General features: G+C 59.7%; 24 protein-coding genes. 6 read left to right on the top strand and 18 right to left on the bottom strand.

Annotated elements, in window-relative coordinates; translation table 11 throughout:
* Positions 1 to 15 precede the first annotated feature (15 nt).
* The 3 genes from JOE32_RS23100 (at position 16) to tsaA (ending at position 1956) form a co-directional block, all read left to right on the top strand.
* Positions 16 to 726 (top strand): rRNA pseudouridine synthase, encoded by a 711-nt coding sequence (locus JOE32_RS23100; protein ID WP_209989384.1) that lies wholly within the window; start codon positions 16 to 18, stop codon positions 724 to 726.
* 69 nt (positions 727 to 795) lie between these two features.
* Positions 796 to 1257, top strand: coding sequence for a DUF1456 family protein (locus JOE32_RS23095; RefSeq protein ID WP_057007725.1), 462 nt, complete (start codon positions 796 to 798; stop codon positions 1255 to 1257).
* Between the two features lie 3 nt (positions 1258 to 1260).
* The gene (gene tsaA / locus JOE32_RS23090) at positions 1261 to 1956 is read left to right on the top strand and encodes a tRNA (N6-threonylcarbamoyladenosine(37)-N6)-methyltransferase TrmO (protein ID WP_209989380.1); all 696 of its coding nucleotides are present in this window, start codon (positions 1261 to 1263) and stop codon (positions 1954 to 1956) included.
* Between the two features lie 136 nt (positions 1957 to 2092).
* Here tsaA and fpr read toward each other — a convergent pair whose 3' ends face one another.
* On the bottom strand, positions 2093 to 2872 hold the full coding sequence (gene fpr, locus JOE32_RS23085; RefSeq protein ID WP_003231344.1) for a ferredoxin-NADP reductase: 780 nt from the start codon (positions 2870 to 2872) through the stop codon (positions 2093 to 2095).
* A 125-nt stretch (positions 2873 to 2997) separates the two neighbouring features.
* Here fpr and JOE32_RS23080 point away from each other — a divergent pair, with 125 nt between their 5' ends.
* Entirely contained in the window at positions 2998 to 3924 is a 927-nt protein-coding gene (locus tag JOE32_RS23080) for a LysR family transcriptional regulator (RefSeq protein WP_003231346.1), read from the top strand.
* Between the two features lie 3 nt (positions 3925 to 3927).
* Here JOE32_RS23080 and JOE32_RS23075 read toward each other — a convergent pair whose 3' ends face one another.
* The 3 genes from JOE32_RS23075 to JOE32_RS23065 all read right to left on the bottom strand — a co-directional run bounded on the left by JOE32_RS23075 (position 3928) and on the right by JOE32_RS23065 (position 5860).
* Positions 3928 to 4290: a diacylglycerol kinase gene (locus tag JOE32_RS23075; protein ID WP_209989377.1), complete on the bottom strand. Its 363-nt coding sequence runs from the start codon at positions 4288 to 4290 to the stop codon at positions 3928 to 3930.
* Between the two features lie 75 nt (positions 4291 to 4365).
* Positions 4366 to 5016: a response regulator transcription factor ErdR gene (erdR, locus tag JOE32_RS23070; protein ID WP_003231349.1), complete on the bottom strand. Its 651-nt coding sequence runs from the start codon at positions 5014 to 5016 to the stop codon at positions 4366 to 4368.
* Positions 5017 to 5134: 118 nt separating this feature from the next.
* Entirely contained in the window at positions 5135 to 5860 is a 726-nt protein-coding gene (locus JOE32_RS23065; RefSeq protein WP_209989374.1) for a tRNA-uridine aminocarboxypropyltransferase, read from the bottom strand.
* A 179-nt stretch (positions 5861 to 6039) separates the two neighbouring features.
* On the opposite strand from JOE32_RS23065, the gene JOE32_RS23060 reads away from it, so the two are divergent.
* Both JOE32_RS23060 and JOE32_RS23055 read left to right on the top strand, forming a co-directional pair.
* Positions 6040 to 6480 carry a PA3611 family quorum-sensing-regulated virulence factor gene (locus JOE32_RS23060; RefSeq protein ID WP_057007719.1) on the top strand — a complete coding sequence of 147 codons (441 nt, stop codon included), beginning with the start codon at positions 6040 to 6042 and terminating at the stop codon, positions 6478 to 6480.
* Positions 6481 to 6689: 209 nt separating this feature from the next.
* The gene (locus JOE32_RS23055) at positions 6690 to 7802 is read left to right on the top strand and encodes a TIGR00730 family Rossman fold protein (RefSeq protein ID WP_209989371.1); all 1113 of its coding nucleotides are present in this window, start codon (positions 6690 to 6692) and stop codon (positions 7800 to 7802) included.
* Between the two features lie 184 nt (positions 7803 to 7986).
* Here JOE32_RS23055 and JOE32_RS23050 read toward each other — a convergent pair whose 3' ends face one another.
* The 14 genes from JOE32_RS23050 to JOE32_RS22990 all read right to left on the bottom strand — a co-directional run bounded on the left by JOE32_RS23050 (position 7987) and on the right by JOE32_RS22990 (position 18255).
* On the bottom strand, positions 7987 to 8862 hold the full coding sequence (locus tag JOE32_RS23050) for a hypothetical protein (protein ID WP_209989369.1): 876 nt from the start codon (positions 8860 to 8862) through the stop codon (positions 7987 to 7989).
* A gap of 173 nt (positions 8863 to 9035) precedes the next feature.
* Positions 9036 to 9503 (bottom strand): recombination regulator RecX, encoded by a 468-nt coding sequence (recX, locus tag JOE32_RS23045; protein ID WP_012722522.1) that lies wholly within the window; start codon positions 9501 to 9503, stop codon positions 9036 to 9038.
* Between the two features lie 8 nt (positions 9504 to 9511).
* Positions 9512 to 10570, bottom strand: coding sequence for a recombinase RecA (gene recA / locus JOE32_RS23040; protein ID WP_003231359.1), 1059 nt, complete (start codon positions 10568 to 10570; stop codon positions 9512 to 9514).
* A gap of 83 nt (positions 10571 to 10653) precedes the next feature.
* Positions 10654 to 11154 carry a CinA family protein gene (locus JOE32_RS23035; RefSeq protein WP_209989366.1) on the bottom strand — a complete coding sequence of 167 codons (501 nt, stop codon included), beginning with the start codon at positions 11152 to 11154 and terminating at the stop codon, positions 10654 to 10656.
* An 81-nt stretch (positions 11155 to 11235) separates the two neighbouring features.
* On the bottom strand, positions 11236 to 11736 hold the full coding sequence (locus JOE32_RS23030; RefSeq protein WP_209989363.1) for a lysis system i-spanin subunit Rz: 501 nt from the start codon (positions 11734 to 11736) through the stop codon (positions 11236 to 11238).
* Positions 11724 to 12281 (bottom strand): glycoside hydrolase family 19 protein, encoded by a 558-nt coding sequence (locus tag JOE32_RS23025; protein WP_209989360.1) that lies wholly within the window; start codon positions 12279 to 12281, stop codon positions 11724 to 11726. Before JOE32_RS23025 ends, JOE32_RS23030 begins: the two co-directional genes overlap by 13 nt.
* A gap of 20 nt (positions 12282 to 12301) precedes the next feature.
* Positions 12302 to 13312: a contractile injection system protein, VgrG/Pvc8 family gene (locus tag JOE32_RS23020; RefSeq protein ID WP_209989357.1), complete on the bottom strand. Its 1011-nt coding sequence runs from the start codon at positions 13310 to 13312 to the stop codon at positions 12302 to 12304.
* 9 nt (positions 13313 to 13321) lie between these two features.
* Positions 13322 to 13534: a tail protein X gene (locus JOE32_RS23015; protein WP_209989354.1), complete on the bottom strand. Its 213-nt coding sequence runs from the start codon at positions 13532 to 13534 to the stop codon at positions 13322 to 13324.
* Positions 13527 to 13910, bottom strand: coding sequence for a phage tail protein (locus tag JOE32_RS23010; protein WP_209989351.1), 384 nt, complete (start codon positions 13908 to 13910; stop codon positions 13527 to 13529). The genes JOE32_RS23015 and JOE32_RS23010 overlap by 8 nt, the downstream gene beginning before the upstream one ends.
* Positions 13910 to 15700, bottom strand: a complete 1791-nt coding sequence (locus JOE32_RS23005) for a phage tail tape measure protein (RefSeq protein WP_209989348.1) — start codon at positions 15698 to 15700, stop codon at positions 13910 to 13912. The genes JOE32_RS23010 and JOE32_RS23005 overlap by 1 nt, the downstream gene beginning before the upstream one ends.
* A 5-nt stretch (positions 15701 to 15705) precedes the next feature.
* Positions 15706 to 15831: a hypothetical protein gene (locus JOE32_RS25155; protein ID WP_015371366.1), complete on the bottom strand. Its 126-nt coding sequence runs from the start codon at positions 15829 to 15831 to the stop codon at positions 15706 to 15708.
* Positions 15828 to 16400 (bottom strand): phage tail assembly protein, encoded by a 573-nt coding sequence (locus tag JOE32_RS23000; RefSeq protein ID WP_209989344.1) that lies wholly within the window; start codon positions 16398 to 16400, stop codon positions 15828 to 15830. The genes JOE32_RS25155 and JOE32_RS23000 overlap by 4 nt, the downstream gene beginning before the upstream one ends.
* A gap of 182 nt (positions 16401 to 16582) precedes the next feature.
* Positions 16583 to 17089 (bottom strand): phage major tail tube protein, encoded by a 507-nt coding sequence (locus JOE32_RS22995; protein WP_209989341.1) that lies wholly within the window; start codon positions 17087 to 17089, stop codon positions 16583 to 16585.
* Positions 17089 to 18255 carry a phage tail protein gene (locus tag JOE32_RS22990; RefSeq protein ID WP_209989338.1) on the bottom strand — a complete coding sequence of 389 codons (1167 nt, stop codon included), beginning with the start codon at positions 18253 to 18255 and terminating at the stop codon, positions 17089 to 17091. The genes JOE32_RS22995 and JOE32_RS22990 overlap by 1 nt, the downstream gene beginning before the upstream one ends.

Genomic DNA, 18255 nt, shown 5'->3' with positions numbered 1-18255 from the left:
GTTACGGCCCTTGTCATGACTGACCCCATACGCCTCTCCAAACGCCTTATCGAACTGGTCGGTTGCTCCCGTCGGGAGGCTGAGCTGTTTATCGAAGGCGGATGGGTCTCGGTGGACGGTGAAGTGATCGACGAGCCGCAGTTCAAGGTCACCACGCAGAAGGTCGAACTGGACCCGGAGGCCAAGGCCACCGTGCCGGAGCCGGTGACCATTCTGCTGCACGCCCCGGCCGGCGTGGATGCCGAGACGGCGATGGCCTCGATCAGCGCCGAGACGCTGTCCGAAGAACACCGTTTCAGCAAGCGCCCGCTCAAGGGCCACTTCCTGCGCCTGACCGCCAGTGCTGACCTGCAAGCCAAGGCCAGCGGCCTGCTGGTGTTCACCCAGGACTGGAAGATCCTGCGCAAGCTGACCGCCGATGCCGCCAAGATCGAGCAGGAGTATGTGGTGGAGGTCGAAGGCGACATGGTTGCCCACGGCCTCAACCGCCTGAACCACGGCCTGACGTACAAGGGCAAGGAACTGCCGCCGGTCAAGGCCAGTTGGCAGAACGAAAACCGCCTGCGCTTTGCGATGAAAAATCCGCAACCGGGCGTGATCGCGCTGTTCTGCGAAGCCGTTGGCCTGAAGGTTGTCGCCATTCGCCGCATCCGTATCGGCGGCGTGTCCATCGGCAAGGTGCCGGTGGGCCAATGGCGCTATCTGTCCGGCAAAGAGAAGTTCTAAACGCCGCTCCCCTTTTCTCGACACCGCCTATTGGGCGGTGTCCTCAGTTGAATATCAGGATTGCCCACCATGATTCACAACGACGTACTGCGCAGCGTGCGCTACATGCTCGACATCAGCGACAACAAGATGGTCGAGATCATCAAGATCGGCGGCATGGACGTGACCAAGGAAGACCTGCTGACCTACCTCAAAAAAGATGAGGAAGAAGGCTTTGTGTTCTGCCCGGACGAAGTCATGGCGCACTTCCTCGATGGTTTGGTGATCTTCAAGCGTGGCAAGGACGAAAGCCGTCCGCCGCAGCCGATCGAAACGCCGGTGACCAATAACATCATCCTCAAGAAGCTGCGCGTGGCCTTCGAACTGAAAGAAGACGACATGCACGCCATCCTCAAGGCCGCCGAGTTTCCGGTGTCCAAGCCGGAGCTGAGCGCACTGTTTCGCAAGTTCGGCCACACCAACTATCGCCCGTGCGGCGACCAGTTGCTGCGTAACTTCCTCAAGGGCCTGACGCTGCGGGTTCGTGCGTAAGCCATGACCTACAACGTCTCGCCTGTCGGCTTCGTGCGCTCCTGTTTCAAGGAGAAGTTCGCCATTCCGCGCCAACCGCAATTGGCGCCTGCCGCGCGGGGCGTGCTGGAACTGGTGGCGCCGTTCGACAAGGGTGAGGCGGTGCAGGGCCTGGAGCAGGTCAGCCATGTGTGGCTGCTGTTTGTGTTCCATCAAGCGCTGGAAGACAAGCCGCGCCTCAAAGTGCGCCCGCCGCGCCTGGGCGGCAACACGTCGATGGGTGTATTCGCCACCCGCGCCACCCATCGGCCCAATGGCATCGGCCAGTCGGTGGTGAAGCTGGACAAAGTGGAAGCGGGCCGCCTGTGGATTTCCGGGATCGATCTGCTCGACGGCACGCCGGTGCTGGATATCAAACCGTACGTGCCGTATGCCGACATCATCGACACTGCCACCAACGACGTTGCCAGCGCTGCGCCGCAACTGATCGGCGTGCAGTGGCTCAAGGCTGCGTTGCAACAGGCGCAAGGCCATGCCCAGCGCCTGGAAGAGCCGCTGGTGGAACTGATCGAGCAGTGCCTGGCGCAAGACCCGAGGCCGGCGTATCAGGTGCCAACGTCAGAGCGCGAATATGGGGCGCAGTTCTGGGATGTGGATGTGCGTTGGCACTACCCGGAGCCCGGGATGATTTGCGTGCTGGAAGTGCTGCCGGCTCAATAGCACGCAAACCAGATGTGGGAGGGGGCTTGCTCCCGATAGCGGAGTGTCAGTCACTGTCTCGGGTGACTGATACTCGGCAATCGGGAGCAAGCCCCCTCCCACATTTTTTTGGAGCTGTGTTGTTACTGGCTCGGTATTACTTTTCGACGAAGGCGCGTTCGATCAGGTAATCACCCGGCTCACGCATGCGTGGCGAGACCTTCAGGCCGAAGCTGTTCAGCACTTCGCTGGTTTCGTCCAACATGCTCGGGCTGCCGCACAACATGGCGCGGTCGTCCTCGGGGTTGATTGGCGGCAGGCCGATGTCGGTGAACAGCTTGCCGCTGCGCATCAGGTCGGTCAGGCGGCCTTCGTTTTCGAACGGCTCGCGGGTCACGGTCGGGTAGTAGATCAACTTGTCACGCAGGGCCTCGCCGAAGAATTCGTTTTGCGGCAGGTGCTCGGTGATGAATTCGCGGTAGGCGACTTCGTTGACGTAACGCACGCCGTGGCACAGGATCACTTTTTCGAAACGCTCGTAGGTTTCCGGGTCCTGAATCACGCTCATGAAGGGCGCCAGGCCGGTACCGGTGCTGAGCAGGTACAGGTGTTTGCCCGGCTTTAGATCGTCAAGCACCAGGGTGCCCGTCGGTTTCTTGCTGATGATGATCTCGTCGCCTTCCTTCAAGTGCTGCAACTGGGAAGTCAGCGGGCCATCCGGCACCTTGATGCTGAAGAACTCCAGATGCTCTTCCCAGTTCGGGCTGGCAATCGAGTAAGCGCGCATGAGCGGGCGGCCGTTGGGCTGTTGCAGGCCGATCATCACGAACTGACCGTTCTCGAAGCGCAGGCCCGGATCGCGGGTGCACTTGAAGCTGAACAGAGTGTCGTTCCAGTGATGAACACTGAGGACACGCTCGTGGTTCATGTTGCTCATGTACGGGGGACTCCTGGAAATGGGTCTGCGCCAAAGATGTGGATGCGCAATTGCACAGCATTCTAATGGCGGCGACAATATCTGTTAACTGGATTATTAAGATAAGGGTTATCGGTTATATCGATATGCGATTTACTCTCCGTCAACTGCAAGTCTTCGTCGCCGTCGCCCAGCAGGAAAGCGTCTCGCGCGCTGCTGGCCTTCTGGCCTTATCGCAATCCGCCGCCAGCACCTCGATCACCGAGCTGGAGCGTCAATCCAGCTGCCAATTGTTCGACCGCGCCGGCAAACGCCTGAGCCTCAACGCCCTCGGCCATCAGCTCTTGCCCCAGGCAGTGGCGCTGCTGGACCAGGCCAAGGAGATCGAGGACCTGCTCAACGGCAAATCCGGCTTCGGCTCCCTGGCGGTCGGCGCGACCCTGACCATCGGCAATTACCTGGCTACCTTGCTGATCGGCAGCTTCATGCAGCAGCATCCCGAAAGTCAGGTGAAGCTGCATGTGCAGAATACGGCCAACATCGTGCATCAGGTGGCGCACTACGAGATTGACCTGGGTCTGATCGAAGGCGACTGCAGCCACCCGGATATCGAAGTGCAAACCTGGGTGGAAGATGAGCTGGTGGTGTTTTGCGCGCCGCAACATCACCTGGCTAAACGCGGCACGGCCAGTCTGGACGAGCTGACCCGTGAAGCGTGGATTCTGCGGGAACAAGGCTCGGGCACGCGCCTGACCTTCGACCAAGCCATGCGCCATCACCGCAGCACGCTGAATATCCGCCTGGAGCTGGAGCACACAGAGGCGATCAAACGCGCGGTGGAATCGGGTTTGGGGATTGGCTGCATCTCACGCCTGGCGCTGCGCGACGCCTTCCGCCGCGGCAGCCTGGTGCCGGTGGAAACACCGGACCTGGACCTGGCCCGGCAGTTCTACTTCATCTGGCATAAACAGAAATACCAGACCTCGGCGATGCGCGAGTTTCTGGAGCTGTGCCGCGCCTTCACCGCAGGTGTCCAGCGCAGCGACGAGATCGTGCTGCCGAGTATTGCCTGAGGATCAGACGAGGATCACGGCCCACACCAGCGCGATCATGGTCAGCGCCACAAACTGCGCGGCGCTGCCCATGTCCTTGGCGTTCTTCGACAGAGGATGGAGGTCCAGGGAGATACGGTCGATGGCCGCTTCCACCGCTGAATTGAGCAGCTCGACGATCAACGCCAGCAGGCACACTGCGATCATCAGCGCCCGCTCGACCCGGCTGACACTCAGGAAAAAGCTCAGCGGCACCAGGACGACGTTGAGCAGCACCAACTGACGAAAGGCCGCCTCGCCGGTGAAGGCTGCGCGCAGGCCATCCAGTGAATAGCCCCCAGCGTTGAAGATACGTTTGATACCGGTTTGACCCTTGAAAGGCGACATAGATGTAGGCAACTGAACCAAAGAAGTGGGGAAACTAGATCACGCAAAGTCAAAAAAGCGTGAAGCGGTAACAGCTTAGTGCTGCGAAATTGACTCAAGTTGTTGCAAGAGCAACGCCGCCTGGGTTCGCGTACGCACCCCAAGCTTGCGAAAGATTGCCGTGACGTGGGCCTTGATGGTCGCTTCCGACACGCTCAGCTCATAGGCAATCTGCTTGTTCAGAAGCCCTTCGCAAACCATGGTCAATACGCGGAACTGCTGGGGCGTCAGGCTCGCCAGGCCATCACGGGCCGCCTTGGCTTCGTCGGACACGTTGATCTCTTCAAACGCCTGCGGCGGCCACGACACATCACCGTCCAATACCGTACGCACAGCCTGCTGAATATCTTCCATCGCGCTGGACTTGGGGATGAAACCGCTGGCGCCGAACTCCTTGGAGCGCACCACCACATCAGCGTCTTCCTGGGCCGAGACCATCACCACTGGGATCTGAGGATACTGCCCACGCAGCAGCACCAGCCCGGAAAATCCGTAGGCACCCGGCATGTTCAGGTCGAGCAGCACCAGGTCCCAGTCGGCTTTTTCGGTGAGGCGCGCTTCCAGTTCGGCAATGCTGGCCACTTCGACCAGGCGAACATCCGGACCCAGGCCCAGAGTGACGGCCTGATGCAGCGCACTGCGAAACAGCGGATGGTCATCGGCTATCAGGATTTCGTATGTGGCCATTGATTAAATGATCCTGTTTTTATGGGGCCCCTGATCGGCGCCCAGCTTGCTCAGCGCTGCCTGAAGGGTCAAGCACTACGCTGTGGGCATTTTAGCGGGTTGTGGCGTTACCTTGCCATCATGGCTTTGCCGTCGGGACAAAGGGCGCAAGGCGCGTGTGGACGTTGTCGGTCGGGTCCAGTGGCAACTGGAATTTGGCGGCCAGGTAATGGGTGCTGAACACGTCGAGGTAGGCGTCGAGTACTTCGCTGGCGGCCAGGTCGTCGGCCAGCTCCAGGCACAGGGCTGCAACTTCGGCCGTGCAGAAATGATCATCACGCTTGGAGCGCCGCAGCTTGTAGCGCGACAGCTGGTCCGGCGCCAGGCTCAGCACCGGCAGATGCTCCAGGTAGGGGCTCTTGCGAAACATCTTGCGCGCCTCGCTCCAGGTGCCGTCCAGCAGGATGAACAACGGGCGCTTGCCCTCCTCCACGCGAACTTCACTGACCACCCGCTCAGGCGTTACAAACTCACCGGGAAACACGATGTAGGGTTGCCACTGCGGGTCGGCCAACAAGGTGAGCAAACCCGGATCAACCTCGGTGCGCGACCAGGCGAATGCGCGGGTGTCGTGAATGACATCCGCAATCAGCCAGCCGGTGTTGCTGGGTTTCATCGGTTCGACATCGTGCATCAACAGGCACATGGCCGACCGGGCGTGGACCGCTGGTCGCCAGGCGCACAGGCAATACTCGGGAATCACACGGCAGTTGGGGCAACGTTCGGCGCGCGAACCACGGTTGAGGAAGGGGCGCACGGCTCGCGCCAGGCGCTCGGTGCGCAGGCGGAAAACGGCGTGGCTCATCGGGTGCGCCGTAAAATCGGGTCAATCGACACGGGAAAAACTCGTGGCAGGTAAAAGTGGCCGCAGTTTACCAGCGATACGCCTGGCTGTAGTGGCCAGGGCTCACCTATAATCTCGCGCCACTGAACGCACAGCCCTGTGGCGGGTCTATGCACCAGTAACCGAATCAGGAGAGTTTCATGCTGCGTTCCATGCTGCGCCTTGCTGCCCCGTCCATCGCCCTCGCGCTGGTGCTGCCTGTTGGCGCCCAGGCGGCCTCACTGCTGGAGGCCCAAATGAACAGGAAGCTGCAAAGCGTCGCGGCCGAAAGTAACAAGGACCTGCCCCGGGAAATCGACGAAAAAACCCTGGAAGTGGCCTACACCGTTGAAGGCATGCAACTGATCGATCACCTCAGCGTTCTGCCTGACCGCGCCGAACAGATGCGCGCCAACCCCAAGGCTGTGTATTTCCAGCTGGGCCAGAGCGTATGCCTGAATCCGGGTTACCGCGAACTGATGGCCAAGGGCGCGGTAATGCGCTACGAAATTACCGAGAACAAGACCAACCGCCCTGTGGCGTCGGTCAAGTTCGTGGAAGCGGATTGCCCGGCACCGACTGCCGCGAAAAAGAAAAAGTAAGCCCTGCTTGATCCTCTCGTGCCCAGGACCCTGGGCGCGTGACACCCCCGCGTCAGTTTCTCCCGTACAGCCAGACACTTGCTTGACCGCCAATAAGCGGTTGCCAGCCAAGGGTTTTTCGGCCCATGATCAAGCCATCCCATCCTTTCGCTCGCAGCAGTTTCACTGCTGTTCTGTAATATTTTTCAGGGCAAAAAAGGAGAAGTTGAATGCCTTATGAATCGAATGAGCTTCTATTACGTCACTTTGAAGAAAACGGGACTGATCTCACGCAGCAGGTCGACGCGCAGCTCCAACTGATCGCTCCCAACAGTCAGAATATCCCTTTGTATCGCGACATGATTCTTACCGTCCTGCGCATGGCCCAGGACGATCGGGACCGCTGGAATGCCAAAATCACCCTGCGCGCCATCCGCGAGCTGGACCATGCCTTTCGTGTACTGGAGCAGTTCAAGGGCCGGCGCAAGGTAACCGTGTTCGGCTCAGCCCGGACGCCGATGGAAAGTCCGTTGTACGCACTTGCAAGGGAAGTCGGCGCCGCCCTTGCACGCTCGGACCTGATGGTCATCACCGGTGGCGGTGGCGGCATCATGGCTGCGGCGCATGAAGGTGCAGGCCTGGAGCACAGCCTGGGGTTCAACATTACCCTGCCGTTTGAACAGCACGCCAACCCGACCATCGATGGCACCGATAACCTACTGTCCTTCCATTTCTTTTTTACCCGCAAACTGTTCTTCGTCAAGGAAGCCGATGCGTTGGTGCTGTGCCCCGGCGGTTTCGGCACGCTGGATGAAGCGCTGGAAGTATTGACGCTGATCCAGACCGGCAAAAGCCCACTGGTACCCGTGGTGTTGCTGGATGCGCCGGGAGGCGGGTTCTGGCAAGGCGCTTTGGACTTTATCCGCAGCCAACTGGAAGCCAACCGCTATATCCTGCCCACCGACCTCAAGCTGGTGCGGTTGGTGTACAGCGCAGAAGAAGCAGTGGAAGAAATCAACCAGTTCTATGCCAACTTCCATTCCACACGCTGGCTGAAGCGCGAGTTTGTGCTGCGCATGCATCACGCCCTCAGCGAGCGTGCAATGGCTCACCTGCAGGATGAGTTCGCCAGCCTGCGCTTGAGCGGAGAATTCCAGCAACGGGCCTACACCGGCGAAGATCACGATGAACCGGAGTTCAGCCACCTGACGCGACTGGTGTTCAACTTCAATGGTCGCGATCAAGGCCGTTTGCGTGAGCTGGTGGATTACATCAACTTGCCGGAGAACTGGGCAGAGGCCCAGGGGAAAGCGCAGCAGCGAGTGGCGCCGGAACCAGCTTGATTTTTGAGCAAAAAAAAAGGCCCACTATTTTCATAGTGGGCCTTTTCTGCACAGTGCTTTAAATTTTGCAAAATGCGTTCAATGTGGGAGGGGGCTTGCTCCCGATAGCGATAGTTCAGTCTCCGTTGTACTGACTGAAACACTGCTTTCGGGAGCAAGCCCCCTCCCACATTTTTTACACGCATTATTTGATGGCGGAATTATCAACGGTCTTGATGAACGCGCCATTCAAATCACGGTAGATATTGAGCTGCGCATTATCGGATTTACGAGTTGCCAGTACATTAATGTCATTTACCGAATCACCGTTCACATCAGACTGGACGGAAACAGCGATGGGTGTCAGCGTGTTACCCGCTGAAAATGGAATATAGGTAACCGCACCGTTCGATGTAATGACTTTTACCCCTACAACACCAGAGTCCGCATCTGCATAGAGGTTGTAGGTGTCACCGTTAAGCGTGTCGGTATCATAAAGCACATTGTTGCCTACCGGCTCGGCAGCACTTGTAATCATGATGGCATCGACATCGGCGCCATCGGTGCCCGGGATTACACTGGTGCTGTTGCTGGTGTCGACCACCTTCACATAAGGATAAGCAAGCACCTTATCGACTTGTCCGTCGATATTGAAACCTGCCCAAGAGCCTGAACCACCGGATGCCTGGGAGACAATCGTGGGTGTCAGCCTGGTGTACGACACGCCATTGGCTGAGACGTACACATCAAATGAATCCCACCAGCCAGCCTCATACACGTAGATGTCGACAGCTGAAGTGCCATCAGCCTTGAGCGCATTGGGACCCACTTTAAATACTGCGCTGCCACTCTTTCCCAGGGACAGGTACTTACCATCCGGCGTGCCCACTGCATTACTTTGAATAGCGCCGTCACCAGATGCCCCACTTCCAGGACTATAGTCAACGACTGACGTGACGAATCCCACAGCAGTTCCAGGAGACTCTGCATAGGTAGAGTATTTTTCGGCATGGGCTGCGGCAGACAATAGGCACATAAGCGCGATGATGATCTTCTTCATACTGATTCCTTTCTGTTTCATGGGGACTCCTTTATGGCGGATCAAAGCGAAGCTCCGATTTTTGTGACTCAACGAATTTCTGGAACAAAAAAAAGCCCACTATTTTCATAGTGGGCTTTTTCTGCACCGCGCTCTAACTACAAGCACGTTCAAGGTACGAAGAGACTTAACCCTCCCACCTACTTATATGCTGTTCAATCGTCCATATCCCGGCCGCTTAACAAACGACTGATCATCTCCATCGAAAAACCGCGATAACTCAAAAAACGCCCTTGCTTCGCGCGCTCCCTGGCATCAATTGGCAGATGGCCAGAAAACTTGCGACGCCAGGTGTCTTCCAGCTGCGCTTGCCAACTGATACCGCACTCGCGCAGGGCAAGGTCGATATCGGCACGTTGCAGACCACGCTGGCTCAGCTCTTCGCGGATTCGCGCAGGGCCATAACCGGAGCGGGCTCGATAGGACACGAAACTTTCGAGATAACGGGATTCCGACAGCAGACCTTCTTCCGTCAAACGGTCCAGGGCTGTTTCGATCATTTCGGGCTCTGCGCCGCGCTGACGCAATTTACGCGTCAGCTCGACCCGACCATGCTCGCGGCGAGCGAGCAGGTCCATTGCAGTGCGCCGAACGGCGACGAGTGTATCCAATACAACGGTCATCGTTTGCTTCAGATATCAGTGTCAGCTTCTTCCACTTCTTCAACCGGCTCACGGTTGGCGGCAGCCTTCACATCCGGCGCTGCGGTAAGCAGCTTGTCGCGAATCTGCTTCTCAAGCGTGGCCGCGATATCCGGGTTCTCTGCCAGGAACTTGGCCGAGTTGGCCTTGCCTTGGCCGATCTTGCTGCCGTTGTAGGCATACCAGGCACCGGACTTCTCGACGAAACCGTGCAGCACGCCCAGGTCGATCATCTCGCCGTTCAGGTAGATACCCTTGCCGTAAAGAATCTGGAACTCAGCCTGACGGAACGGCGGAGCGACCTTGTTCTTCACGACTTTAACGCGGGTTTCGCTACCGACTACTTCGTCACCTTCTTTCACCGCGCCAGTACGGCGGATATCCAGACGGACCGACGCGTAGAACTTCAGCGCGTTACCACCGGTGGTGGTTTCCGGGCTGCCGAACATCACGCCGATTTTCATACGGATCTGGTTGATGAAGATAACCAGACAGTTGGCGTTCTTGATGTTACCGGTGATTTTACGCAGCGCCTGGGACATCAGACGGGCTTGCAGGCCCACGTGCATGTCGCCCATTTCGCCTTCGATTTCAGCCTTGGGTACCAGGGCTGCCACGGAGTCGACCACGATCACGTCGATGGCGTTGGAGCGCACCAGCATGTCGGTGATTTCCAGGGCCTGCTCGCCAGTGTCCGGCTGGGAAACCAGCAGGTCGTCGACGTTGACGCCCAGCTTGCCGGCGTACTCGGGGTCGAGGGCGTGCTCGGCGTCGACGAATGCGCAGGTCGCGCCCATCTTTTGTGCCTGGGCAATCACCGATAGGGTCAGAGTGGTTTTACCGGAAGATTCAGGACCGTAGATTTCGACGATACGGCCTTTTGGCAGACCGCCAATGCCGAGCGCGATGTCCAGACCCAGAGAGCCAGTGGAAATAGCCGGGATCGCCTGACGGTCGTGATCGCCCATACGCATTACGGCACCCTTGCCGAATTGACGTTCGATCTGACCCAGGGCCGCAGCCAAGGCTTTCTTCTTGTTGTCGTCCATTAAAGTCCTCACGTAATCAATAAGGCCTGGCGGCCAACACCTGTATAAGTAGACAGTATTGTTCCACAAAGATCAGAGATCGCCTACCCCTGATTTTCCATTTCTGCTGCAGCTCGTCGCAACAAGCCCTCCAGCGCGGCTTTTACCGTTTGTCGGCGGACCTCATCCCGGTTGCCGGGAAAGTGCGCCAACTGCGCCGACACCTCATCACCCACCCCCCACGCCAGCCAGACGGTGCCCACCGGTTTGTCCGGCGAACCGCCATCCGGGCCGGCCACGCCACTGACTGCCACGGCAAAGCGCGACAGGCTTTTCTCCTGCGCACCACGCACCATCGCTTCCACTACCTGCTGGCTGACCGCCCCAACCTTAGCGAACAACGGCTCCGGCACATTCAATTGCCGAGTCTTCTGCCGATTGGAATAGGTGACATAACCCGCCTCGAACCAGGCCGAGCTGCCGGGGATTCGCGTGATGGCCTCTGCGATGCCGCCGCCCGTACACGACTCGGCCGTGGTGACATGGGCATTGAGCACCTGCAAACGGCGGCCAAGTTCAGCGGCAAGCTGGGTGATTTCGTTCACGGTCGTCTCCGGGAGTGGGCGGGCGTTCGCCTACCCTACAGGAGCCAATCAACCATGCAAGTTGCAGCGTGCATCAAGACGCTAACGCACAATGGCTCGCACATAGGCCTGGCACGCACGCAAGGCGATCAGGGCGTTATCACCGTCGTCGGTGATGCCGATAATTCGCTGAGCATGCGCCGGGTCAAGTCGGGCTCGCGGGGCTGCATGAACCACGCTGCCGGTGGCGGTGGGGGCAGGCACTGCACTGCAACTGATGGCGTCGGCGGGGTCGAGAAGGACTGACAGCCGCACATCAGCAGTGGCCAGGCGGTCACGCAGAGCAGTCTGGTTACGTTGGGCATCGCTCAACTCCTGTGCATGTTGTTTGTCGCTGGCGCTGAGCTGTTGCTCAAGGGCCAGGCGTTTATCCTGTTCTGCCTGTTGCTGGCGCAACGCCGCCTGGCTTTGCTGGCTGAGCGCCTGTGTATGGGCTGCCGACTGGCGCTCAAGCTGCGCCCCCAAGCGCCAGGCCTGCACCTGCCACACCACGGCAATCAACAGGCCGAAACCGATCAGTCGATACACCGCTAGAAAGCGCATAACACCGCCTTCGCCTGTTCCCATAATTGCAAACGATCCTCCAGGCCATTAAGTCCGCCATTGATGCGCCGCGTGATGGTGGTGAACTGGTCTATATCTGCCAGCTCGTTCAGGCCATTGCTCTGCCAGAACCACGCCGCAGACGCACAGGCCCACTGCGGCTGCTCCAGCAGTTCAGGTTGTTGCAGCAGACGGTCATCACCGAACAATGCCTGGCTGCAGGCGAGGTAGTTGCGCCGCCCGGTGACCTGGATCAGTCCCCTGCCCCGATACTTCTGGCCGTCGCCATCGGCTTGGGGCGTATTGCCCAGGCGCGCGGCCAGGGTACCGGTGTCGTATTTGCTGAGGTATTGATCACTGCCCAGTTCGCGCACATAGCGCAGTTGGCCGGACTCGTGGCCGATCTGTGCGAGGAACGCCGCCCAGCGTTTTGCGGTATTGATCTCATAAAGGACGCTGGCGTCATTCAACGCCGTTAAAAAAAAGCCCGCTCTGGGGCGGGACAGGGGCATGACATTAATAAGCTGCGCGAGTGATATCACCATGGTTGTTACTCTGGAAAAGTCTAGGCCGACAAACCGCCGGCAATGATGGAACTGCGATACCCCGTGGCCGGGTCCCCCACGTGCGTCACCTTATTGATCGACCAGCGCCCCTGCATGTAAGACGGCCAGGATTCATCCAGCAGCAACAGACCTTCGGCAGCCAGCAGCGGATTACCGGGACAATCGATCATCAATGTCAGGCCCTCGCGGCCGACCCGACGCAATTCCGCTTCAGCAACGGACTGCGCTTCGGCCTGGTTCTGATAGCGCTGGCGCAGTGTCTTGAACGGCGCGACGCCAACCTGGGCCACACGTTGCTTGCCCGCTGCGGCATCCCACCAGGCAGCGCGACTGCCCATGTACTTCGAGCGCGATTTTTCGTCGAGCGTGGCGGTGATGAAGGCCGGTTCACCGGGGCGATTGTCGCGGGTCACCGATAACGTGACGTCCGGCAACAGTTGACCGGAAAGCGTTTTGACCCGCCCGGCTTCCGCCAGCACATACAGCTCGTTGATCGGCTTGGTCACCGCACGATAACGCTTGGCCAAACGGGTGATGAATGCCATGTCGCTTTCGTTGGACTGATCGACGTGGGCAATCGCAATCCCGTCCAGCTCGGGCGCCACGCGCGGTGAGTAGCCGTGGCGACTGACCAGTTGGCGAAACAGTGCGCCCAGGGTGGTCGGCCCGTAACTGGCAGAGCGACGCTGACGATAGCCACTGGCATCCTGCACGCTGAAAGGTGCAGCAGTAGCGACGATCATCAAGCGCATGGGAAACAGCACCGGCGTTCTTTGGGTAATCACGAACTCGCCTTTTTCCACCAGTCCTGACTCCTGATAACCGACTCGCAGGCCGATCTTGCCGCTCAGGCTGGGCAAGCCCTCCAGGCCCTCGATATTGAGGGTCAGTTCCAGCCGATCGGCCTCAATGCCCGCCGCATCAGTGTGACTCCAATGCATCAAGCGTTGATTGAGCAGCGCCGCATTGGCGCCGTAAAACTCAACGCTGGGGGTAAATCCCTGTGCCATGTCGCCTCCTTAATCCCAGGCCGAAACGGGACGCACGGCAGAAGGCCGCGACGCCAGCTCAGGCACAATCACCCACACGCCTGCCGGCAGCACGGAACCGTATTCGGCAAGCTCGGGGTTCAGGCGCCAAAGCGTTTCCTCCGCGCTATCGTCGCAACGGCCCAGCTCCCGGTAGAGCAGCAGGTTGACCGAATCCCCGGCAATACTTCGCACTCTACGCATTGACGAATTCCTCCAGTTCAAGGGTCCAGGTCATGACCATGGCGGTGCCGTCATCGATCACGTTGCTTTGGGCTTCCGTCACCGAATTGATCCGCCACAGGCCCCAATTGCGGCCGATACCGTCGACCAACGGCAGCGGCCCGCGGGCATTCTGCAAGGCGCGCAATTCGTCCAGTCGCTGCATGCCCACGGCGTACATCGCGATACCGCCGAAGGTCAGTTTTTCCAGCTTCTGGCCGTTCTGTCGCGACTGCGGCTTGCTGGCGATAATCGCCAAGTCCTGCCAGCCGCCATCGCTGGCGCGGGACAACGTGGAATAGGCGAACCCTCGTGACAGTCCGAAAATAAAGTCGCCGAGCACCATTTGTTGTCGCATCAATCACCTCCTGATGGATCGGCCAGTGCCGCATTACGTCGGATGCCCAGGGTGTCGGTCACCATCGGCAGGCATTGGAACTGCAGGGCCTGGATCACCTGGTTGACTACCTGCTGGGCATCTGCCGGGTTCACGCCGGTGATCTGGATGCTCGGCGAGAGGGTGACCTGGACGTTATCCGTGCTTGCGCGGGTGAGTTCCTTGCTCAGCGTATTGGGCGCAGGCAGACGATCGCTTGAGCCAAACACTTTGTCCCCGAGCCAGGCGCCCGCTTCACTGCCGAGCAAGCCGCCAATGACGCCGCCGATGGCGGTACCGACACCCGGAAAGACCAGGGTGCCAAGCGCGGCGCCAGCGGAAGCGCCAGCCCAGGCGCCACCGGCAGTACTCAAACCAGCGCCGACGGCATTGACGTCACCATTGCGTACGCCCTGCACCACATCGATGGCCGTGTCGACGTACTTCAATGGGCCCAGGCGACGGGCAGCGCCGGACTCAAGCCTGGCCAGCGTGCCGGACAGACCTGCCGCCAGGCCTTTTTCGCTGCTGCGAGCCAACGGCCGGATGGCTGCCGGCGCAACCGGGGCGGCAAACGAGTTGCCGGGAACCTGGGTCGACGGCGGGGTCACACGGGCCGCGCCGAACGCCACTGGCGGTTGGCCCATTGCACTGAGTGCTGGGCCAGGCCTGATTACCGGCGCTGGAGGCAATGGTTGGAGCTGCGCGGATTGCTGGGAGCCGGCTGTCCGGGATGGGCGTTGCACCGATTGCCGCGGGCCGGCGGCAAGGGGCTGGCGCGCAACCGGTTGGCCCGGCCTGGGAAGCCCGACGCGCCGCTTCTTGTTCGCGGCGGGTTTGGCCTTGTCTTTCCTGCGTACCGTATCGCCAACACTCTCGGGCATCTGCGCCGCAGATCCGCCCAACGCACCCGGCGCGCCGAGGGACAATGGAGCGGCGCAGCAACAATGCGCGTCCTTGCCCTTTTCGCCATCAAAACCGCCGTCCTTGAACAGCTTGCCAATGCCGGGGAGCCTGCCGAGTGTGGCATCGACCACATTGCCTGCAACCCGGCTTTTAATCGTTTCTCCCAATCCTGAAAGGACTTCGGAAATCACCGGCGTCACCGTGGTCGATACCACGGCCTGCGCCGTTTTGACCGCGCTGGCCAAAGCCGGTGAACCTTCAACAGCGCTATTGGCGCTCTGCGTCAGGCCGGTCCTGGCCTTCAACCACAGCGCTTCGCCCCACACCGGTGCGGCGTCCAGGGTGGTGGAAAAGCGTTTTTCGCTTTCACTGGACGCCTCACGCAGCACGCTGATCGACTGTTCCGAGCGGGCTGTTTTATCAAGCGTCAGGTTGCTGCCTGAATGCTGCAGCGCACTGGCCAGATCGATGATCTGCGCGCTGCCCAGCGTCAGGGCCTCGCGGGTTTGCCGCTGATCCACAGACGTGCTCGAAGTGGACTCAGACAGCGTTGTTGATTCTGTCCGCTCATCCCGGCGCACAGGCTGCCGATCAAGGGTTCTCAACGATGACAAGACGCTGTCGAGCGAGTCCACACCCTCGCGCAAGGTGCCCAGCGACTGCGCCAGTTCATCAAGCTTCAGATTCGCGTTGGTCAGCGCAGCCACTGTTTCGGACAGCGCAGGCAAGCCCGCCAGTTGGCCTGAACTGTCAGCTGACAGCGGGCCTGGACTGGCAATATCGGCATCATTGGCCCCCTCTGCGCGACCGAAAACGCCCTGGCCATCCCTGGCCAAGGCATAGGCGAGCGAATAGGTATTCTGCATCCCGCTTACTCCTGTTTGACGCCAAGGCGAGTGATCGCGATGTCGTAGCGGCGCAACGCTTTTGCGGCATCCCAATCGAGGATGTCTGCTTCATTTACCGAGTAAACCAGCGGTACCACATCAAGGATCACTTCGATGTCGCGCTGCGAAAGAAGTCCGCCGGTTGATTTAAAAAATCGTCGATGCGCTCCTGCAATTGCGTCCAGTCGGGCACGGTCAAGTCGCCCAGGTCAGGGATCATCAGGCCGGTGCAGTGAGCGGTGATGAACTCGGCGCGCTCTTTGTTGGTGGCGAGTTTCTTCATCACCTTGGTGGCACGCAGCGCGGGCATTTCCAGGGGCAGTTCGGTCAGTGTGCGGCCGGCGGCATTTAGCGGCAGCAGCAACTGGACGGGTTGGTCGTGGCGACTTTCTTCGTGCGTTTGCAGGAAGAACGACGCCGGGCGAGTCGACATTTCATGCACGTATTGCGCAATGCTCACATAATCCGGGCGCTTGAGTTGGTCGAGCTCTTTTTCCGACAGGCCGGTGGCGAGTTTCGCCAGTTCGAAAAACTGGTCGTCCTCGTCATCACCGGCCCGGGCCAGCGCGTCTTTCTGCGCGGCGTAGAACAGCGGTTTGAGTTGCACCTGCTCGATCGCAGCGCCGGTGTCGGCGGTGATCGGGGACAGCAGGCGATGCAGCGGTGGCATCCAGGCCATGGGGCTATTCCTTGATGAAAGTGGGATAAAAGCAGCGCAACCGTGAAGCCGGGCGCGGTCAATGTGGGAGCCGGGCTTGCCCGCGATGCAGGCGACTCGGTGTATTTGCTGAATCGAGGGGATGCCATCGTAGGCAAGCCAGCTCCCACATAAACCGTGCGCGCTTCAGGTTGCCGGAATGTTTAGGGCATCAGTACGGCGCGGCGGGCGTCGCCGAGAATGTCGACGCCATTGAGTACGAATTTCTGGGTGCGTACGTCGATGTCGATCACCGAAATGCCGTTATCCAAACGGTTGTAGGTGCGGCACGACAGCTCCAACGTGGTGAGCGCCTTTTCGCCCATTTTCAGCTTGGCTTCGCCCAGGGATTTCAACTTGCCGCCGACTGTGTGGTAGGTGAAATAGGTCTTGCCGTCCTGATCCTGACCGGCCTCACGCACGTTCAGCAGGATGTCGTCGCCCGTGCGTACGCCTAGGGCCAGCATGATTTCCGGGCCGGCCCCCTGCAGGATCAAGGTGGCATTGAGCACCTTGCCGCTCTTGGCCATTTCTTCAGCAATGAAGCGGCCACCGGACATGGCTTCCATATCGAATTCGATCTTCGGCGGGGTGAATTCCTCAACGGTCGCGGACAATGGCAGGCCTTGAAGGGTGGCCGCAATGGCCTGTCTGACTCGGTTGGTAAACATTAGAGAACGTCCTCCAGGAACTGCTCGATGATTTCATCGCGGGCGTTGAGTTGATAAACCATGTGTTCGTTCGGCGCGTAGCGGCCGTAGTCGATGACGATGAACCAGGTGCCGTTCTTGTACTTCTCGACGCTGTTCAATTCCGGGTGCAGGTACACGCTGCCGCCGGGGATGGTTTCGTCGGCGACCAGGGTTTGCAGCCAGTCGTTGATGCGCTTGACCTCCTGGTCCATGAAGGACTTGGTGAGGTTCTTGGCCATGGCTTTCTGCCCGGCCTTGACCAGCTTGCGGCTGATGGCGTCTTCCAGGCCGACGTAGCTGATGAACTTGCCGGTGAGGGAACGGTTACCCAGCAGCGAGAAGCCGCCGAGGATGGTGCGGGCGTAGTAGCTCACGCCATAGCGGTTGAGCAGGTCGCCTTCGGTGGAGGTGTCGAGGATGTTGTACTCGACCACGCGGGAAACGTCCTCAGCGAAGGTCACCTGATTGCCCGGGCTTTCCCACTGCTTGACCTTGGCCAGTGCGGCGATGGCCAGGGACGACGGCGACAGGAACACGTTTTTCTTCGCCGCCTTGGAGTACACCGACGGCATGTTGTGTACCAGCAGGCAGCGGTCGAAGCCGAGGTCGGCACCGCCCAGTTCACCGCTGTAGGTCACTTGATCGGCAACACTGGCGTCTTTGCCATCAAGCACCACACGGGCCTTGATGCGCTTGCCGAAGGCAGCAAACTCGCTGGCCACGGCCTTGGTGCCGGTGAAGCCCGGGGCGCCGATGATGGTCAGGTCTTCAGGGACGCTGCTCAGGGCCGCCAGGCCCAGCTTGCGACCGGTGACGGGTTCGTTGCCGCCAATCACGTTGTTGAGGGTGTCGGCCGGGGTTGCGCCCTCCTCCACGATCACCACGTAGACCGGCACCTTCACCACTTTGAGGATCTGGTACACCGCTTGAAACAGCGTGCCCGACTCAGTACCGGTGGGGTCCAGCAGCGCCTGGGTGGTGAAGCTGTTGATACGGAACGGCGCGTTTTTCGGGATCGACCCGTGGGCATTCGGCGCGGTGCCGACCAGACCGATTACGTTATCGCCCAGGCCACCCATGGCCTCGGGGGATTCGGTGGCGTTGACGGTGATGCCGTTGTGCTCGAAGTTCAAAACCTCAGCCAT

The organism is Pseudomonas sp. PvP025, from assembly GCF_017832155.1.
In the GTDB taxonomy this organism is placed as follows: domain Bacteria; phylum Pseudomonadota; class Gammaproteobacteria; order Pseudomonadales; family Pseudomonadaceae; genus Aquipseudomonas.
This window is presented reverse-complemented; position numbering and strand designations above follow the sequence as displayed.

Excerpts from the sequence above, each read along its gene's own strand:
- JOE32_RS23020 (WP_209989357.1), bottom strand. The coding sequence starts at position 13,312 with ATGGCACAGGGATTTACCCCCAGCGTTGAGTTTTACGGCGCCAATGCG.
- JOE32_RS22995 (WP_209989341.1), bottom strand. The coding sequence starts at position 17,089 with ATGTTTACCAACCGAGTCAGACAGGCCATTGCGGCCACCCTTCAAGGC.
- JOE32_RS23030 (WP_209989363.1), bottom strand. The coding sequence starts at position 11,736 with ATGCGCTTTCTAGCGGTGTATCGACTGATCGGTTTCGGCCTGTTGATT.
- JOE32_RS23075 (WP_209989377.1), bottom strand. The coding sequence starts at position 4,290 with ATGTCGCCTTTCAAGGGTCAAACCGGTATCAAACGTATCTTCAACGCT.
- erdR (WP_003231349.1), bottom strand. The coding sequence starts at position 5,016 with ATGGCCACATACGAAATCCTGATAGCCGATGACCATCCGCTGTTTCGC.
- JOE32_RS23050 (WP_209989369.1), bottom strand. The coding sequence starts at position 8,862 with ATGAAACAGAAAGGAATCAGTATGAAGAAGATCATCATCGCGCTTATG.
- JOE32_RS23065 (WP_209989374.1), bottom strand. The coding sequence starts at position 5,860 with ATGAGCCACGCCGTTTTCCGCCTGCGCACCGAGCGCCTGGCGCGAGCC.
- JOE32_RS23010 (WP_209989351.1), bottom strand. The coding sequence starts at position 13,910 with ATGCGACAACAAATGGTGCTCGGCGACTTTATTTTCGGACTGTCACGA.
- JOE32_RS23005 (WP_209989348.1), bottom strand. The coding sequence starts at position 15,700 with ATGCAGAATACCTATTCGCTCGCCTATGCCTTGGCCAGGGATGGCCAG.
- JOE32_RS23080 (WP_003231346.1), top strand. The coding sequence starts at position 2,998 with ATGCGATTTACTCTCCGTCAACTGCAAGTCTTCGTCGCCGTCGCCCAG.
- JOE32_RS23100 (WP_209989384.1), top strand. The coding sequence starts at position 16 with ATGACTGACCCCATACGCCTCTCCAAACGCCTTATCGAACTGGTCGGT.
- JOE32_RS23060 (WP_057007719.1), top strand. The coding sequence starts at position 6,040 with ATGCTGCGTTCCATGCTGCGCCTTGCTGCCCCGTCCATCGCCCTCGCG.
- JOE32_RS23025 (WP_209989360.1), bottom strand. The coding sequence starts at position 12,281 with ATGGTGATATCACTCGCGCAGCTTATTAATGTCATGCCCCTGTCCCGC.
- JOE32_RS23055 (WP_209989371.1), top strand. The coding sequence starts at position 6,690 with ATGCCTTATGAATCGAATGAGCTTCTATTACGTCACTTTGAAGAAAAC.
- recX (WP_012722522.1), bottom strand. The coding sequence starts at position 9,503 with ATGACCGTTGTATTGGATACACTCGTCGCCGTTCGGCGCACTGCAATG.
- JOE32_RS23015 (WP_209989354.1), bottom strand. The coding sequence starts at position 13,534 with ATGCGTAGAGTGCGAAGTATTGCCGGGGATTCGGTCAACCTGCTGCTC.
- fpr (WP_003231344.1), bottom strand. The coding sequence starts at position 2,872 with ATGAGCAACATGAACCACGAGCGTGTCCTCAGTGTTCATCACTGGAAC.
- JOE32_RS23095 (WP_057007725.1), top strand. The coding sequence starts at position 796 with ATGATTCACAACGACGTACTGCGCAGCGTGCGCTACATGCTCGACATC.
- JOE32_RS22990 (WP_209989338.1), bottom strand. The coding sequence starts at position 18,255 with ATGGCTGAGGTTTTGAACTTCGAGCACAACGGCATCACCGTCAACGCC.
- tsaA (WP_209989380.1), top strand. The coding sequence starts at position 1,261 with ATGACCTACAACGTCTCGCCTGTCGGCTTCGTGCGCTCCTGTTTCAAG.
- recA (WP_003231359.1), bottom strand. The coding sequence starts at position 10,570 with ATGGACGACAACAAGAAGAAAGCCTTGGCTGCGGCCCTGGGTCAGATC.
- JOE32_RS23000 (WP_209989344.1), bottom strand. The coding sequence starts at position 16,400 with ATGGCCTGGATGCCACCGCTGCATCGCCTGCTGTCCCCGATCACCGCC.